Annotated in this window: 14 protein-coding genes; 8 read left to right on the top strand and 6 right to left on the bottom strand. The window is 63.3% G+C overall.

The annotated features are described in order from the left end of the window. Positions 1 to 115 precede the first annotated feature (115 nt). From X743_RS166615 to rpmG, 8 genes are all read left to right on the top strand, one after another. Positions 116 to 493 (top strand): hypothetical protein, encoded by a 378-nt coding sequence (locus tag X743_RS166615; RefSeq protein WP_023763639.1) that lies wholly within the window; start codon positions 116 to 118, stop codon positions 491 to 493. Between the two features lie 339 nt (positions 494 to 832). Then, the gene (gene topA, locus X743_RS166620) at positions 833 to 3,445 is read left to right on the top strand and encodes a type I DNA topoisomerase (protein ID WP_023763638.1); all 2,613 of its coding nucleotides are present in this window, start codon (positions 833 to 835) and stop codon (positions 3,443 to 3,445) included. Positions 3,446 to 3,451: 6 nt separating this feature from the next. Continuing rightward, positions 3,452 to 5,770 (top strand): ribonuclease R, encoded by a 2,319-nt coding sequence (gene rnr / locus X743_RS166625; RefSeq protein WP_023763637.1) that lies wholly within the window; start codon positions 3,452 to 3,454, stop codon positions 5,768 to 5,770. Further along, positions 5,770 to 6,222 (top strand): DUF983 domain-containing protein, encoded by a 453-nt coding sequence (locus tag X743_RS166630; protein ID WP_031257380.1) that lies wholly within the window; start codon positions 5,770 to 5,772, stop codon positions 6,220 to 6,222. Before rnr ends, X743_RS166630 begins: the two co-directional genes overlap by 1 nt. A 73-nt stretch (positions 6,223 to 6,295) precedes the next feature. Further along, positions 6,296 to 7,036, top strand: a complete 741-nt coding sequence (locus X743_RS166635; protein WP_023763635.1) for an NUDIX hydrolase — start codon at positions 6,296 to 6,298, stop codon at positions 7,034 to 7,036. 78 nt (positions 7,037 to 7,114) lie between these two features. After that, positions 7,115 to 8,293 carry an MFS transporter gene (locus tag X743_RS166640; RefSeq protein WP_013895218.1) on the top strand — a complete coding sequence of 393 codons (1,179 nt, stop codon included), beginning with the start codon at positions 7,115 to 7,117 and terminating at the stop codon, positions 8,291 to 8,293. Positions 8,294 to 8,407: 114 nt separating this feature from the next. Then, on the top strand, positions 8,408 to 8,863 hold the full coding sequence (locus X743_RS166645; protein WP_023763634.1) for a hypothetical protein: 456 nt from the start codon (positions 8,408 to 8,410) through the stop codon (positions 8,861 to 8,863). A 159-nt stretch (positions 8,864 to 9,022) separates the two neighbouring features. Next, positions 9,023 to 9,190 carry a 50S ribosomal protein L33 gene (gene rpmG, locus X743_RS166650; protein ID WP_006201775.1) on the top strand — a complete coding sequence of 56 codons (168 nt, stop codon included), beginning with the start codon at positions 9,023 to 9,025 and terminating at the stop codon, positions 9,188 to 9,190. 91 nt (positions 9,191 to 9,281) lie between these two features. Here rpmG and ugpC read toward each other — a convergent pair whose 3' ends face one another. The 6 genes from ugpC to X743_RS166680 all read right to left on the bottom strand — a co-directional run bounded on the left by ugpC (position 9,282) and on the right by X743_RS166680 (position 15,555). Continuing rightward, positions 9,282 to 10,349 carry a sn-glycerol-3-phosphate ABC transporter ATP-binding protein UgpC gene (ugpC, locus tag X743_RS166655; RefSeq protein WP_023763633.1) on the bottom strand — a complete coding sequence of 356 codons (1,068 nt, stop codon included), beginning with the start codon at positions 10,347 to 10,349 and terminating at the stop codon, positions 9,282 to 9,284. Positions 10,350 to 10,353: 4 nt separating this feature from the next. Further along, on the bottom strand, positions 10,354 to 11,202 hold the full coding sequence (locus X743_RS166660) for a carbohydrate ABC transporter permease (protein ID WP_023763632.1): 849 nt from the start codon (positions 11,200 to 11,202) through the stop codon (positions 10,354 to 10,356). Next, entirely contained in the window at positions 11,202 to 12,125 is a 924-nt protein-coding gene (locus tag X743_RS166665) for a sugar ABC transporter permease (protein ID WP_023763631.1), read from the bottom strand. The genes X743_RS166660 and X743_RS166665 overlap by 1 nt, the downstream gene beginning before the upstream one ends. Positions 12,126 to 12,329: 204 nt before the next feature. Next, positions 12,330 to 13,607, bottom strand: coding sequence for a sugar ABC transporter substrate-binding protein (locus X743_RS166670; protein ID WP_023763630.1), 1,278 nt, complete (start codon positions 13,605 to 13,607; stop codon positions 12,330 to 12,332). A gap of 29 nt (positions 13,608 to 13,636) precedes the next feature. Continuing rightward, positions 13,637 to 14,824, bottom strand: coding sequence for a PLP-dependent transferase (locus tag X743_RS166675; protein ID WP_023763629.1), 1,188 nt, complete (start codon positions 14,822 to 14,824; stop codon positions 13,637 to 13,639). Continuing rightward, entirely contained in the window at positions 14,821 to 15,555 is a 735-nt protein-coding gene (locus X743_RS166680) for a FadR/GntR family transcriptional regulator (RefSeq protein WP_023763628.1), read from the bottom strand. Before X743_RS166680 ends, X743_RS166675 begins: the two co-directional genes overlap by 4 nt. Positions 15,556 to 15,578 lie beyond the last annotated feature (23 nt).

Below are 15,578 nucleotides of genomic sequence, written 5' to 3'. Positions count from 1 at the left end.
GCCAAGCCCCGGCTACAGATGTCCACAAGCCCTCTCGGGAAGAACCCCGGCCGGCAGGCGTTGACACAACGAGACCGCGATTTCCCGCGCGTCTCCACATATCAGGGAGGTTTCCATGAAAATCATAACCGCAGGGCTGGCCGCGCTTCTGCTCAGCACCGCCGCATCCTTCGCCGCCGAGGCGTGGAAGGAAGCCGATGTCGGCGGCACCAAGATCTACACCGATGCCATGGGCATGACGCTTTACACCTATGACAAGGACAGCAAGGGCAAGTCGAACTGCTACGACAAATGCGCCGCCAACTGGCCGCCGCTGAAGGCCGCGGCCAGCGCCAAGGCGGACGACGAATGGAGCGTTGTCAAACGCACCGACGGCACCAAGATGTGGGCCTATGACGGCAAGCCGGTTTACACCTTCGTCAAGGACAAGAAGGCTGGCGACATGAGCGGTGACGGTGTCGCTGGCGTCTGGCACGTCGTCAAGGCCGACTGAGCCTCCTTCCCGCTTCCCGCCTGTTGGCGGGGCATCAGCTGGTCGCCGGGCATCCTTCGATACCGTCGGCGGCCGGCCTCATGATCGAGGGACGGCATTCCTCGACTCATCGAAACGGGGCTCGGTCGTTTTCGCCAATTTGCGACCATCGTCTCTCTCAGCCAAATTCTGTGATTTTCTCCATACACTCTAAGAGTGTATTGCTGCCGGCATCCCCGCAATTTGGGCGCTTCCCCTTGACCGGATGCGAAAGCGCGGCCATGTGAGCGGCAACAGGAACGAGATTTCGTCGCGCGCAGCGGAATTCTTCTGGCGCATCACAGCTGAATAAGAGACCTCATGGACGTCGTCGTCGTCGAATCGCCGGCCAAGGCAAAGACAATCAACAAATACCTCGGCAAGAACTACAAGGTTCTGGCCTCGTTCGGCCATGTCCGCGATCTGCCGGCCAAGGACGGCTCGGTGCGTCCGGACGAGGATTTCGCCATGTCCTGGGCGGTCGACACCGCTTCGGGCAAGCGCCTCGCCGACATCGCCAAGGCGGTCAAGGATGCCGATGGCCTGATCCTCGCCACCGACCCGGATCGCGAGGGCGAAGCCATTTCCTGGCACGTGCTGGAAGTGCTGAAGCAGAAGCGAGCGCTGAAGGACAAGCCGGTCAGCCGCGTCGTCTTCAACGCGATCACCAAGTCGTCGGTGCTGGAAGCGATGGCCAATCCGCGCCAGATCGATGCGCCGCTGGTCGATGCTTATCTCGCCCGCCGGGCGCTCGACTATCTCGTCGGCTTCACGCTGTCGCCGGTTCTGTGGCGCAAATTGCCGGGCGCCCGCTCGGCCGGCCGCGTCCAGTCGGTGGCGTTGCGCCTTGTCTGCGACCGCGAATCCGAGATCGAGCGCTTCATCCGCGAGGAATATTGGCAGATCGCCGCCATCCTCGGCACGCCCCGTAACGAGACTTTCGAAGCCCGGCTCACCGCCTTCGAGCGCAAGAAGCTGCAGAAGCTCGACATTGCCAACAAGGCGCAGGCCGACGACATCAAGGCGATGCTCGAGAGTGCCGCCTTCAAGGCGCTGTCCGTCGAAGCCAAGCCGACCAAGCGCAATCCGGGCCCGCCCTTCACCACCTCGACGCTGCAACAGGCGGCTTCTTCGGGCCTCGGCTTCTCCGCTACCCGTACCATGCAGGTGGCGCAGCGGCTCTATGAAGGCATGGAGATCGGCGGCGAAACCACCGGCCTGATCACCTATATGCGAACCGACGGCGTGCAGATGGCGCCGGAAGCGATCGACGCTGCCCGCGATGCGATCGCCAAGGAATTCGGCCCGAAATACCTGCCGGAAAAGCCGCGCGTTTACACGACCAAGGCCAAGAACGCCCAGGAAGCGCACGAGGCGATCCGTCCGACGGATTTCATGCGCACCCCGGCATCGGTCAGGCAGTACCTCGATTCCGACCAGATGCGGCTCTATGAGCTGATCTGGAAGCGCGCCATCTCCAGCCAGATGCAGCCGGCCGAGATCGAGCGCACCACCGTCGAGATCGAGGCGGTGAACGGCTCGCGCACCGCCGAGCTTCGCGCCGTCGGTTCCGTCGTCCGCTTCGACGGCTTCATCGCCGCCTACACCGACCAGAAGGAAGACGACGCGGAGGACGAGGAAAACCGCCGCCTGCCCGAGATCCGTGTCGGCGAGCAGCTCGCCCGCCAGGCGATCAACGCCACCCAGCACACCACCGAGCCGCCGCCGCGTTATTCCGAGGCGTCGCTGATCAAGAAGCTGGAAGAGCTCGGCATCGGCCGCCCGTCGACCTACACAGCGATCCTGAAGACACTTGAGGACCGCGACTATGTCACGATCGACAAGCGCCGGCTGGTGCCGCAGGCCAAGGGGCGGCTGCTGTCGGCCTTCCTGGAAAGCTTCTTCGAACGCTATGTCGAATATGATTTCACCGCCTCGCTGGAGGAAAAGCTCGACGAGATTTCCGACGGCAAGCTCGCCTGGAAGGACGTGCTGCGCGACTTCTGGAAGGATTTTTCAGGCGCCGTCGCCGATATCAAGGAACTGCGCGTCACCGACGTGCTCGATGCGCTGAACGAGGAACTGGCGCCGCTGGTATTCCCCGCCCGCGAGGACGGTTCGAACCCGCGCATCTGCCCGAAATGCGGCACCGGCAATCTGTCGCTGAAGCTCGGCAAGTTCGGCGCTTTCGTCGGCTGTTCGAACTATCCGGAATGCTCCTTCACCCGCCAGCTCGGCGATGCCGCCAACCCGAATGGCGAGAATGGCGGCGGCGAGGACGGCACCAAGGTGCTCGGCAAGGATCCCTACACGGCAGAGGAAATCACGCTGCGCTCAGGCCGCTTCGGCCCCTACATCCAGCGCGGCGACGGCAAGGAAGCCAAGCGCTCCAGCCTGCCCAAGGGTTGGACGCCGGAATCCATCGACCATGAGAAAGCGCTGGCACTGCTGTCATTGCCGCGCGATGTGGGAAAACATCCCGAATCTGGCAAGATGATCTCGGCCGGGCTCGGTCGTTACGGTCCGTTCGTGCTGCATGACGGCACCTACGCCAATGTCGACAGCATCGAGGACGTGTTTTCGATCGGCCTCAACCGCGCCGTCACGGTGATTGCCGAGAAGCAATCGAAGGCCAAGGGCGGCCGCAACGGCGGCACCGCCGCTGCCTTGAAAGAACTGGGCGACCATCCGGATGGCGGTGGCAAGATCGTCGTTCGCGACGGCAAATACGGGCCTTACGTCAACTTCGGCAAGGTCAATGCCACGCTGCCCAAGGGCAAGGATCCGCAATCGGTGACGATCGAGGATGCGCTGGCGCTGATCGCCGAGAGGGAAGCCAAGGGCGGCGGCGGCAAGAAGCCGTTCCGCAAGGCAGCGTCCCCGGCAACCAAGAAAGCAGCGACCAAGAAGCCGGCCGCGAAGAAAAAAGGATAGGACGGCGTGGCGCGCAAGATCACCGGAAGAAGCCACGGCGATCCGCGCACCGCCGACACCAGGGCCAAGGTCAAGGACGACTACCGGCCGTCGCGTGACGAGATCCTGCGCTACATCGCCGAAAATCCCGATCGCGCCGGAAAGCGCGACATCGCCAAGGCGTTCGCCTTGCGCGGCGACGACCGCATCTGGCTGAAAGACATTTTGCGTGACCTGCAGGACGAAGGTGTCCTGACCAAGGAGCGCAAGGGGCTGGCCCGCGTCGGCGCCCTGCCCCACGTCACGGTCCTCGATATTTTCGACCGTGACGCCGACGGCGTGCTGTTGGCGCGTCCCACCGAACACACGGCCAACGGACCGCCGCCCATCGTTTCCATCCGCCTGTCGCGCAGTGGTGGTGGACCGGCGCCCGGCATTGGCGACCGCGTGCTGGCCAAGACCTTTCCCGCCGACGAGACGAATGTCGCCCTGGGCGGCCCTGCCTATACCGGCCGGGTGATGAAGATCTTCGAGAAACGCACCGATGCCGTTCTCGGCGTCTTCCGCGTACTCAAGGACGGCACCTTTCGCATCGAACCGGTGGAACGGCGCCAGCCGGAACTGATCGTCGACAAGGAATTCCAGAACGGCGCCAAAAACGGCGATCTGGTCGAGGTCGAGCCCGCGCGCGCTTCGCGCTACGGTCTGCCCCACGCCAAGGTGCTCAATGTGCTGGGTTCGCTGACCAGCGAAAAGGCGGTCTCGATGATCGCCATCCACGCCCACGACATTCCCCACATTTTCCCGGCCGACGTCATCGCCGAATCCGAGGCCGTCAAGCCGGCAACGCTCGATCACCGTGAGGACTGGCGAGACCTGCCGCTGGTCACCATCGATCCGGCCGACGCCAAGGACCATGACGACGCGGTGTTCGCCACGCCGGACCTCGATGAGAAGAATCCGGGCGGAGTGGTCGTCACGGTCGCCATCGCCGATGTCGCCGCCTATGTGCGCTATGGCACGGCGCTCGACCGCGAAGCCTTGAAGCGCGGCAATTCGGTCTATTTCCCGGATCGCGTCGTGCCGATGCTGCCCGAACGCATTTCCAATGATCTTTGTTCGCTGCGCGAGGGCCAGGACCGTCCGGCGCTGGCAGTGCGCATGACCTTCTCCGCCGACGGTCACAAGATCAGGCACTCCTTCCACCGCATCATGATGAAATCGGCGGCCAAGCTGGCCTACCCGCAGGCGCAGGCGGCGATCGACGGCGTGCCGGACGACAAGACCGGCCCGATCCTCGACACGGTGCTGAAGCCGCTGTGGGATGCCTATGCGATCCTGAAGCGCGGACGCGACGGCCGCCAGCCGCTCGAACTCGACCTGCCGGAGCGCAAGATCCTGCTTAAACCGGATGGAACGGTCGACCGCGTCATCGTGCCGGAGCGGCTCGATGCCCACAAGCTGATCGAAGAATTCATGATCCAGGCCAATGTCGCCGCCGCCGAGTCGCTCGAGGCGAAGAAGCAGGCGCTGGTCTACCGCGTCCACGACGCGCCATCGCTCGCCAAGCAGGAATCGCTGCGCGAATTCCTGCAGACGCTGGGGCTGTCGCTGGCGCGCGGCGCGCAGATGCGGCCCAGCCAGTTCAATGGCATCCTGGAGCGGGTGCGCGGCGCCGACAATGAAGGGCTGGTCAACGAAGTGGTGCTGCGGTCGCAGAGCCAGGCCGAATATTCGCCTGGGAACATCGGCCATTTCGGCCTGAACCTCAGGCGCTACGCGCATTTCACCTCGCCGATCCGCCGCTATGCCGACCTCATCGTGCATCGTGGACTTATCGCCGCACTCGGCCTCGGCCCGGGCGGGCTGACGCGCGACGAAGAGGCTCGGCTCGAAGACGTCGCGGTGCTGATCTCCGGCACGGAACGCCGCGCAATGGCTGCCGAACGCGATACGGTCGACCGACTGATCGCCGCCTACCTCGCCGAGCGCATCGACGACCGCTTCGACGCCCGCATCTCCGGCGTCACCAGATCGGGACTATTTGTCCAATTGCCGCAGTATGGCGCCGATGGTTTCATCCCGGTGTCAACTCTGGGCGGCGATTACTATATATACGACGAAACGGCCCGCTCCCTGTTTGGAGAACGCTCGGGCAAAGGCTACCAGCTCGCGGATCGCGTCGAGGTCCGGCTCATCGAGGTGGCACCGATGGCCGGCGCGATGCGCTTCGAGATGTTGACCGACCCGAAGCCCCTGCCAGGCTCCGTCAAGTCGTTTCACAAGGCCAAGGGCCGCGCCCGCGCGTCGCAATCGCGACCGGGTTCGCGCGGCAGGAGACGATGATGCCAAAAGAATTAGGGATGCAAGAACAGGTTTTCGGCGGCGAACATCATTCGGGCCGCGTTGCCCGCCCGCTGTGGACGGCGATGAAGCGCGGCCTGCTGGGCCGCTGCCCGAATTGCGGCGAAGGCAAGCTGTTCCGCGGCTTCACCAAGACTGTCGACGCCTGCAGCGTCTGCGGCGAAGAGATCCACCATCATCGCGCCGACGACCTGCCTGCTTATCTGGTCATCGTCATTGTCGGCCACATCATTCTCGGTGCCTTCATGGGTGTGGAAGCGACGTCGACCTTGTCGACCTGGCAGCACATCGTCATCTGGGTGCCCTTGACCATCCTTTTGTCGGTTGCGCTGCTGCAGCCTGTGAAAGGTGCCGTCATCGGACTGCAATGGGCGTTCTATATGCACGGATTCGGTGGCGAAAAGGATGCAATCGAGCCGCATCCCGGGGCCTGAGGTGCAGGCTGGCGCAATACGCCAACGGTTAAGGCCACTTTCGCATGCAAGAAGTTTCCGCTAGGTCGTGCGCATGGATGGTATGACCAAGGCGCAAGTCGACGGGATCGAGAGGAGCATGGTCGCTCATAGCGATCGGCCGATGCGCCCGCGCGATGCCGCGACCCTGATCCTTCTCGACCGCAAGGGCGATGAAGTACTGGTCCTGATGGGCCGCCGCCACGCCGGCCATGCCTTCATGCCCGGAAAATTCGTTTTTCCCGGTGGCCGCACTGACCCTGCCGACAGCCGCATCCCGGTCGCCGCCGTGTTGCATGCCGAGCAGGAAGCAAAGCTGCTTGCCGGTCCCGGCCGCACAAGCGCGGCGCGCGCCCGCGCCATCGCCCTGTCGGCGATCCGCGAGACCTATGAGGAAGCCGGGCTGCTGATCGGCCGCAAAGGCGTCTTCGCCACCGCCAGGCGCGATTGGCAAGGCTTTGCCGAACATGGCGTGCAGCCCTCCCTGGACATGCTGCGTTTTATCGCGCGGGCCATCACCCCACCCAACCGGGTGCGCCGCTTCGACACGCGCTTCTTCAGCGCCTGGCGCGACGATGTCGCCGTCGAATTGCCTGGTGGCGGGCCGACCAACGAACTCGAGGAACTGGTCTGGTTGCCGCTTGCCAAGGCAAGGGAAGCCGACATCCCCGACATCACGCGAATGATCCTGGACGAGCTGGAAAAGCGCCTCGCCCATGATCCGCTGCTGCGTCCCGGCGGCTCCGTCCCCTTCTACCGGCTTGTCGGCAACCGCTTCACCCGCGAACTTCTCTAGAGCAATTCCAGGAAAAGCGTGACGCGGTTTTCCGTCCGGAATTGCGTAAGATCAAAAAGACAGAGTATTCAGCATCTCATGACGGTCGATACCCAACAACAGGGCGACGAACGCGTACATTGGCTGCCGATGGTGGCGGCGATCTCGTCGATCAGCGTCGTCGGCATCGCCATCGGCCTCGGCATGCCGTTGCTCAGCGTCATCCTGGAAACGCGCGGCCATTCGGCTTCGATGATCGGCCTCAACACGGCCGTCGCCGGCCTGGCTTCGATCGCGGGCGCCCCGCTCGCCACGCCGCTCGCCATGCGCTTCGGCGTCGCCTGGACCATGATCGCGATGATCGCCGCCGGCGCGCTGGCCTTCGTCGGCTTTCACTTCGCGCCTGATTTCTGGATGTGGTTTCCGCTGCGCATCGTGCTGCACATCGCGCTGACGGTGCTGTTCATCCTGTCGGAGTTCTGGATCAGCACCTCGGCGCCGCCGCACCGGCGCGGTCTGGTCCTTGGCATCTACGCCACCGTCCTGTCGCTCGGCTTTGCCGCCGGGCCGTGGCTGTTCGCTCATCTCGGCAGTTCCGGCTTCAGGCCGTTCGGCGTCATCATCGCGCTGGTGACGCTGGCCGCGATACCGGTGCTGGCCGCGCGCAACGAGAGCCCGAGCATCGTAGCCGATGGCGAAACCAGCAATTTCCTGCGCTATATCTGGCTGGTGCCGTCGGCGACCGCCGCGGTCCTGGTGTTCGGCGCCGTCGAGACCGGCGGCTTCGCGCTGTTTCCGGTCTACGGCAACCGCATCGGCTATTCCGAAGCCGACGCGGCACTGCTGCTGACCATGATCGGTCTCGGCAACGTTTTGCTGCAGATCCCGATCGGCATGATCAGCGATCGCGTCAGCGACCGCCGCTACCTGTTGCTCGCCTGCGCCACCGTCGGTCTCGTCGGCACCGTCTTCATGCCCTTCTTTGCGCAGAATTGGCACCTGATGGCCGCCCTTTTGTTTGTGTGGGGCGGTGTGGTCGCGGCCATGTACACGATCGGCCTTGCCCATCTCGGCTCGCAGCTTTCCGGCCATGAGCTGGCATCCGCCAACGCCGCCTTCGTGCTTTGTTACGGCGTCGGCATGGTGCTCGGTCCACAGGCGATCGGCATCGGCATGGATGCATTCGGTCCGTCTGGCTTCGGCTGGTCGCTCGGCCTGTTCTTCGGCGCCTACATCGCCCTGGTCTGCTTCAGGCTGATCCGCAAGATCCTTTTGTAGCCTCGCACCGGTCGAAGCCCTTGTCCGCCCCGGAGGCACGATGCTGACAGAACCTTGTCAGGAGCACCCGGTTAAAAGAGTGTCCCCAAAACATCCGAAGTTGAGGACACTCCCATGATCGACAGCGGCTTTGAAACCACATCCCTGCGCATGACGCTTCTGCTGCTTGTGAGCTTCCAGGCTCCGGCCGCCGATGTCGACCGCATCATGGACGCGGTGGTGGCGCTCGCCCCGCTGGCCATGGGCAACTACGACCGCAACGCCTATCAGTCCGCGCACGGCATCGAGCGCTACAGGCCGCTTGACGGGGCAGCGGCCGGCGCTGAAACCGAATTGCGCCGCCGCCCGGGCACGGTCGAGGTTTCATTCGAATTGCCCGATGACCAGGCGCTGGCTGCCCGCGTCGTCGAGGCGATTTTCCAGGCGCACTCCTATCAGGAGCCGGTGATCCGCATCCAGCCGATCCTTGCCAGCAGGTCCAAGGGGCTGGACGACCGCGCCAACCCGAATCGTTGGTGGAACACGACCGGAGACTGGAAGAAGGTTGCGGCGGTTAAGGAAGAAGCATGAAGCGGCCTTCCCTTCTCCCCTTGTGGGAGAAGGAAGAGAGGGTATCGCCGGGCTTGACTTTCCGGGCACGTTCTTTACATGTCGCGCCAAGTTTCCCGCGTCCGGGTGTTTTCCCGTGCTCCAGCGGCCAAAACCCCACGAACATAACGGACTGATATCATGGCCAAAGCCGCAAACATCAAGATCAAGCTTCTGTCGACCGCCGACACCGGTTTCTTCTACGTGACCAGCAAGAACAGCCGCACCAAGACCGACAAGCTGTCGTTCCGTAAGTACGACCCGGTCGCCAAGAAGCACGTCGAATTCAAGGAAACCAAGATCAAGTAATCTGGGTTTTCCCTTTGTAGACAAAAACGCCGCCCACCGGGCGGCTTTTTTGTTCCAGAGGTTGCAGGCCGAAATGCCCGGCCGAGTTCCTTCAACCGATGCGATCGCCGCTTTTCAGGTCGAACAGATGCAGTGACGCCGGATCGGCCGCCAGCCGCACGGTGTCGCCGGGCTTGACGCCGGCACGGCCCATGGCAAAGACGCAAAGCTGCTGGTTGGCCAGCTTGACGTAGAACTGCGTCGACAGGCCGAGCGGTTCCACCACCCCGACCTCGCCTTGCAGCGCACCACCGTCGTCCAGCCTGATGTGCTCGGGCCGCAGACCGACGGTGATGGCATCGCCATCCCCGAGCGGCAGTCCGTCTGGCAGTCGCAGTGTCTGGCCGTCGGCCAGCACGGCGTCCGACTTCCCGCCCTTGCGGACCGTCGCCGGCAGGAAATTCATGCCCGGCGAGCCGATGAAACCGGCTACGAACATGTTGGCCGGGCGATCGTAGAGATCGAGCGGCGCGCCGACCTGCTGGATCAGCCCGTCATGCATGACCACGATGCGGTCGGCCATGGTCATCGCCTCGATCTGGTCGTGGGTGACGTAGACCGAGGTCGTCTTCAACTGCTGGTGCAGCGCCTTGATTTCGGCACGCATGTGGACGCGCAACTTGGCGTCGAGGTTCGACAGCGGCTCGTCGAACAGGAAGACCTTGGGATCGCGCACGATGGCGCGGCCCATGGCGACGCGCTGGCGCTGGCCGCCGGACAATTGCCGCGGCAGGCGCTGCAGGAAAGTGTCCAACCCCAGCCGTTTGGCCGCGCCATCCACCCGCGCATCGATCGCCGGCTTCTCGGCTTTGCGCAGCATCAGGCTGAAGCCCATGTTCTTCGACACGTCCATGTGCGGATAGAGCGCATAGGACTGGAACACCATGGCGATGTCGCGGTCCTTGGGGGCCACGTCGTTGACCAGCCGCTCGCCGATGCGGATCTCGCCGCCGGAAGCCTCCTCCAGCCCGGCGATCATCCGCAGCAAAGTCGACTTGCCGCAGCCGGACGGTCCGACCAGGACGACGAATTCGCCATCAGCGATTTCAAGATCGACCGCATGCAGGACGCGGACGGCGCCATAATCCTTGCGGACTTTTTCGAGTGTAACAGAGGCCATCGATCTATCCTTTGACGGCGCCGGCGGTCAGGCCGGTGACGAGATAGCGTTGCAGGAAGGCGAAGAAGATGCAGACCGGGATCAGCGCCAGGATCGACGCCGCCATCATCTGCCCCCAGTCGACGGCGAACTTGCCGATGAAGGTCAGCAGGCCGACGGCAAAAGTCTTCTGGTCGTCGCTGGAAATCAGCATCAGGGCGAACAGAAGCTCGCTCCAGGCGGCGGTGAAGACGAAGCCCAGCGTCGCACCCATGCCGGGCAGCGTCAGCGGCACGATCACCTTGCGCATTGCCTGCGCTCGGGTACAGCCGTCGATCATCGCCGCTTCCTCCAAATCCTTGGGGATGCCGTCGAAGAAGGACTGCATCAGGAAGGTGGCGAAAGCGGTGTTGAAAGCGGTGTAGATGATGATCAGCCCGGTCAGGCTGTTGATCAGGCCGATCTGCCCCATGACGCGGTAGATCGGCGGGATGACCATCACCAGCGGAAAGGTCTGGGTCAAAAGCAGCATCAGCGCCAGTGCCGCCTTGCCGCGAAAGGTGAAGCGCGACATGGCGTAGCCGGCGAGCGTCGCAATGACCGTCACCAGGGCTGCCGTCGATACGGAGACGATGACGCTGTTGAGGAAATAGCGCGGGAAATCGGTGGCCTCGAGCACGGTGACGAAATTCTGCAACGTCATTTGCGAAGGCCAGAAGGTGATGCCTTCGGAATAGAGGAGCCGCTCCGGCGTGACCGATATCTTCAGCGTCCAGTAGATCGGGAACAGGGCGAAGATCACGTAAGCGGCGATGGCTGCGTAGAGGCCGATGCCGCCGAAGAAGCGTTGCGAGGGTGAGCGTCCTGCAATCATCAGACGTGCCTCACCAGTGTGCGGCGGATGGCGATCAGCGCGATAGCATAGGCAATGAGCAGGACAAGCAGCAGCACGGCCACCGCCGAGGCATAGCCCTTGTCCAGCGACTTGAAGGCGCTGACATAGATGTAGACCGGCACCGTGTTGGTCGAGCCGGCCGGACCGCCCTCGGTCATGACGAAGATCAGGTCGGCGAAGGTGGCGATCCAGATGGTGCGCAACATCACGGTGATGGCAATGGTCGGCGCCAGGAACGGCAATGTCACCTTGGTGAAGCGCTGCCAGGGCGAGGCGCCGTCGATTGCCGCCGCCTCATGCAGTTCCGACGGGATCGATTTCAGCGCCGCCAGCAAGGTAATGGCGAAGAACGGGATGCCGAACCAGATATTGGCGACGATCGGCCCCCACATCGCGGTCGAGGGATCGGACAGCACGTTGGTTGGCTCGGCCTTCAACCCCAAGGCGAACAGCCAGTGCGGCAGCGGACCGATGATCGGGTTGAACAGCCAGGCCCAGGTCAGGCCGGAGAGGAAGGACGGCACCGCCCAGGGCAGGAAGACCAGCGCCTGCACGGCCTTGCGGCCCCGAAACGGTTTGTCGAGCAGCAACGCCAGGCCAAGCCCGAGGAAGAACTGGAAGAACAGGCTGGCGACCGTCCACCACAGCGTGTTGACCAAAGCCTGCCCCAGCACCTGGTCCGACAGCATCGCCTGGTACTGGCCGAGCCCGACATATTCAGACTTGAAGGCGGAGAATTTACGAAACGAATAGCTGATGCCGATGACCAGCGGCACCAAAAGCACCACGACCAGCAGGATGATCGCCGGGCTGAGATAGAGCCAGGGCTCGATAGCGGCGTGCGACAGCCGCTTCTTTCGAGGTTTGCCGGCGGATCGTATTTCGGAAACGGCATAAGTCATTGGCTGAGGAACGGCTCCCTGGAGCAGCGAATGGACAATGAGCGGGGAGAAGTGCCGGTTCACCCTCCGAAGCTGCAGCGCAGCGGCTGCGAAGGATGGGCAGGCAGATGAGGGGCAGCGCAAAGTAGTCAGAACTACCGCCGCCCCTCATCCGTCACTTCGTGACACCTTCTCCCCGTGAACGGGGAGAAGGAAAGAACGCACTTATTTCTTGTTCTTCGCCATCCAGTCCTGCTGTTCCTTGGTCAGGAAGGCAGCCCACTGGTCGGCGACGTCCTTGGCGGTCTTCTGGCCAAGCAGCACTTCCTGGAAGTTCTTGATCGCCACCTGGTCGACGAAGTTGCCGAGGTTCTCCAGATGCGTCGGCGGCGTCACCATCTCATATTTGGAGCTGTCGCTGAGCTCCGTGAACCAGCCCTTGAACTGCTCGGTCTTGAAATGCGGATCCTGGTCGGCACCTTTGTGGATCGGGACGACGCCGACTTCCTTGGCCCATTCCAGATTGTCCTTCGGCGACAGCAGCGTCGACATCAGCTTCCAGGCGTCGTCCTTGTGCTGGGAATTGGCGAACATCGCCCAGCCGGCATACCCCAGCGTCGGATAGGACTTGCCGCTCGGACCGACCGGCAGCGGTGCCACCGCGAAATCGTCGGCGCTCATCTTGTCGGCGATGCCGAGCAGCGCGTCGGGATCCTGGTTGAGCATGGCGCAGGTGCCGGAATAGAAGCCGGTGACGGTCTCGTTGAAGCCCCAGCTCACCGCGTCCTTCGGCGCCAGGCCGTCCTTGTACATGTCGGCCAGCATCTGCAGGCCCTTGACCGATCCCTCTTCGTTGATGGTCGAGGTGCCATCCTCGTTGAAGTAGCCACCCTTGCCCTGGGCGATGTTCATGAACATGTGCATGCCATTGAAGGCGCCCGGGCCGCCGCGCAGGCAGTAGCCATATTTGCCTGGGATGGCCGAAATCTTCTTGGAGTCGGCGACGAATTCGTCGAGCGTCGCCGGCGGGCCGTTCAGACCTGCCTCCTTGAACAGCTTCTTGTTCCAGAACAGCGCATTCACATAGTAGCCGTAGGGGATCATGAACTGGGTGTTGTTGACGGTCGAGCCGAACTGCTTGGCGCGGTCGCCCAGCGTCTTGGCGTCGTCCCATTTGGCCATGTAAGGGCCGAGATCCTCGAGCTGGGCGTTATTGGCATAGAGGCCCATCCAGCGTTCCGGCATCTCGACCACGTCGGGCGTGTCGCCGGCCTGCACCATTGTCAGGAATTTTTCGAAGGCCTGGCCCCAGGGCAGCGAGATCAGCTCGACCTTGACGCCGGGATTGGCGGCTTCGAACTCTGCGATCTGCTTCTTCAGGAATTCGGTGCGCGGCGGGCTGGTGATGACTTCGACCATCTTCAGGGTCGAATCGGCCAGCGCGCCGCCGGCGGAAATCGCCAGCCCCGCAACGGTGGCAAGCATGACGGTCAGTTTTTTCATGTTCAAGACTCCCATTTTGAACCCGCTTGTTATTTTCTGGCTTTTTCGAAGGCCTGGGCCACGTCGGCCCACAGGTCTTCGACACTTTCCAATCCGACATTGAAGCGGATGGTTCGGGGGCTGACGCCGAAGCGCGCCATCGAATTCAGTCCCGGCGTCTGTTCCAGCGACGCCTTGGCCGGCACGACTAAGCTCTCATGGCCGCCCCAGCTGACGCCGATGCGGAAAAACTTCAGCGCATCGACGAAGATCGGGATGTCGATATCCTCCGTCACCTCGAAGGAGAACAGGCCGGCATAGCCGGCCAGCGTCGCCTTGCCCGGATGGTTGGAATACGCCGGATGGTTGACGCGTTCGACATTTCCATGCGCCTTCAGCCGCTCGGCGATGGTCAGGCCGCTCTTCATGTGGTGCGGCAGGCGCAGCGGCAGCGTGCGCAGGCCGCGCAGCAAAAGCCAGGCCTCGAACGGCGACAGCTTGCCGCCGAGATAGGAATAGGTCTGCTCGTTGATATGCTTGATATGCGCGGCCGAACCCGCCACCACGCCGGCGACGGTGTCGCTGTGGCCGCCCAGATATTTCGAGGCCGAATGCAGGACGAGGTCGACGCCGTGCGAGATCGGCTTCTGGAACACCGGCGTTGCCCAGGAATTGTCGATGGTGGTGACGATGCCCTGCTCCCTGGCCAGCCGGGTCAGGTGTGGCAAATCCTGCAGCTCGAACAGCATCGAGGTCGGGCTCTCCAGATAAAGCAGCTTGGCCCCGGGAAGAGCTGCGGCGACCGCGTCCGGATCGGAGCCGTCGACATAGTCGACCTTGATGTTGAGCCGCGGCAGAAGACGCTCGAACAGCCGGTAGGCATCGCCGTAGCAGTTGCGCACCGCTACGATGCGCTCGCCCGCGCCAACAAAGGCAAGCACCGTCGCGCTGATCGCCGCCATGCCGCTGGAAAAGCCGCGCGCCGCTTCCGCACCTTCAAGCGCCGCCACGCGTGCCTCGAACTCCATCACGGTCGGATTGTCGCCGCGCGAATAGATCGGCTGCTTTCGTTTGCCGGCAAAGGTGTCGGCCATTTCGGCATAGTTGGCGAAGGTGAACAGCGAAGTCTGGTAGATCGGCGGCACCACCGCGCCGCCCGGAAACGGCTCGTCATGCGCCAGCAGCGTCGCGGCCTCGGCGAGATAGTCGTGATCGAAACCGGTCGGATGCTCGTTCATGTCTGGCTCGAAAGTTTGAGTTTGGCGGCACCCCGCTTCAGATCGTCCTCGACAGTGGCGATCAGCTTGAGCGCCTCGGCGCGGGCGCCCTGGGGATCGCCCGCGGCAATGCATTCGTAGATGGTGCGATGATAGGGAAAGCTGGCATGGCCGAAATCGCGCACGCCGAGCGGGTGCTCCCAGAAGCGATGGAACAGCTCGTGCATGGCGGCGATGATCTGTTCGAACAGCGGATTACCTGAGACGCGGTAGATCGCCTGGTGGAACTCCCAGTCTTCTTCCGAGGACATGCCGTCACGGGTGCGAAACGCCTGCTCCATAATGTCGAGCTTGCGCTCGATCTCGGCGATGTCGGCCGGACTTGCGCGCTCGGCGCACAATGCGGCAGCCTCGGCCTCCAGCGCGCGGCGGATTTCCAGCGTCTGCATCAGGCTGGTGAAGTCGTTGCCGCCGGCAAACGTCAGCGGCATGTGCAGCATGTCGGGTGACACGGCCGCCTTCAGATAGGTGCCGCTGCCTTGCCGGCGTTCGACGAGGCCGAGCCCTTCCCACCGCGTCAGCGCCTCGCGCACCGTGTTGCGGCTGACCTTGAGCCGTTCGGCCAGGATACGCTCGGTCGGAAGCCGCTCGCCCGGCTGCAGGGCCTCGGCACGAACAAAGCCCACCAACGCCTTCAGCACGGCGTCATCGCGCGCCGTCGTCTGAATGGGTGGCAGGCTGTTCTGGTCCACGACTACTCCAAGTGGTCCAATGG

It is taken from the genome of Mesorhizobium sp. LNHC232B00 (assembly GCF_000502435.1).
In the GTDB taxonomy this organism is placed as follows: Bacteria; Pseudomonadota; Alphaproteobacteria; order Rhizobiales; family Rhizobiaceae; genus Mesorhizobium; species Mesorhizobium opportunistum.
Note: the sequence above shows the minus strand (reverse complement) of the source record. Positions and strands in the feature narration are given on the sequence as shown.

Excerpts from the sequence above, each read along its gene's own strand:
- X743_RS166615 (WP_023763639.1), top strand. The coding sequence starts at position 116 with ATGAAAATCATAACCGCAGGGCTGGCCGCGCTTCTGCTCAGCACCGCC.
- topA (WP_023763638.1), top strand. The coding sequence starts at position 833 with ATGGACGTCGTCGTCGTCGAATCGCCGGCCAAGGCAAAGACAATCAAC.
- X743_RS166630 (WP_031257380.1), top strand. The coding sequence starts at position 5,770 with ATGCCAAAAGAATTAGGGATGCAAGAACAGGTTTTCGGCGGCGAACAT.
- X743_RS166635 (WP_023763635.1), top strand. The coding sequence starts at position 6,296 with ATGGATGGTATGACCAAGGCGCAAGTCGACGGGATCGAGAGGAGCATG.
- X743_RS166640 (WP_013895218.1), top strand. The coding sequence starts at position 7,115 with ATGACGGTCGATACCCAACAACAGGGCGACGAACGCGTACATTGGCTG.
- X743_RS166645 (WP_023763634.1), top strand. The coding sequence starts at position 8,408 with ATGATCGACAGCGGCTTTGAAACCACATCCCTGCGCATGACGCTTCTG.
- rpmG (WP_006201775.1), top strand. The coding sequence starts at position 9,023 with ATGGCCAAAGCCGCAAACATCAAGATCAAGCTTCTGTCGACCGCCGAC.
- ugpC (WP_023763633.1), bottom strand. The coding sequence starts at position 10,349 with ATGGCCTCTGTTACACTCGAAAAAGTCCGCAAGGATTATGGCGCCGTC.
- X743_RS166660 (WP_023763632.1), bottom strand. The coding sequence starts at position 11,202 with ATGATTGCAGGACGCTCACCCTCGCAACGCTTCTTCGGCGGCATCGGC.
- X743_RS166665 (WP_023763631.1), bottom strand. The coding sequence starts at position 12,125 with ATGACTTATGCCGTTTCCGAAATACGATCCGCCGGCAAACCTCGAAAG.
- X743_RS166670 (WP_023763630.1), bottom strand. The coding sequence starts at position 13,607 with ATGAAAAAACTGACCGTCATGCTTGCCACCGTTGCGGGGCTGGCGATT.
- X743_RS166675 (WP_023763629.1), bottom strand. The coding sequence starts at position 14,824 with ATGAACGAGCATCCGACCGGTTTCGATCACGACTATCTCGCCGAGGCC.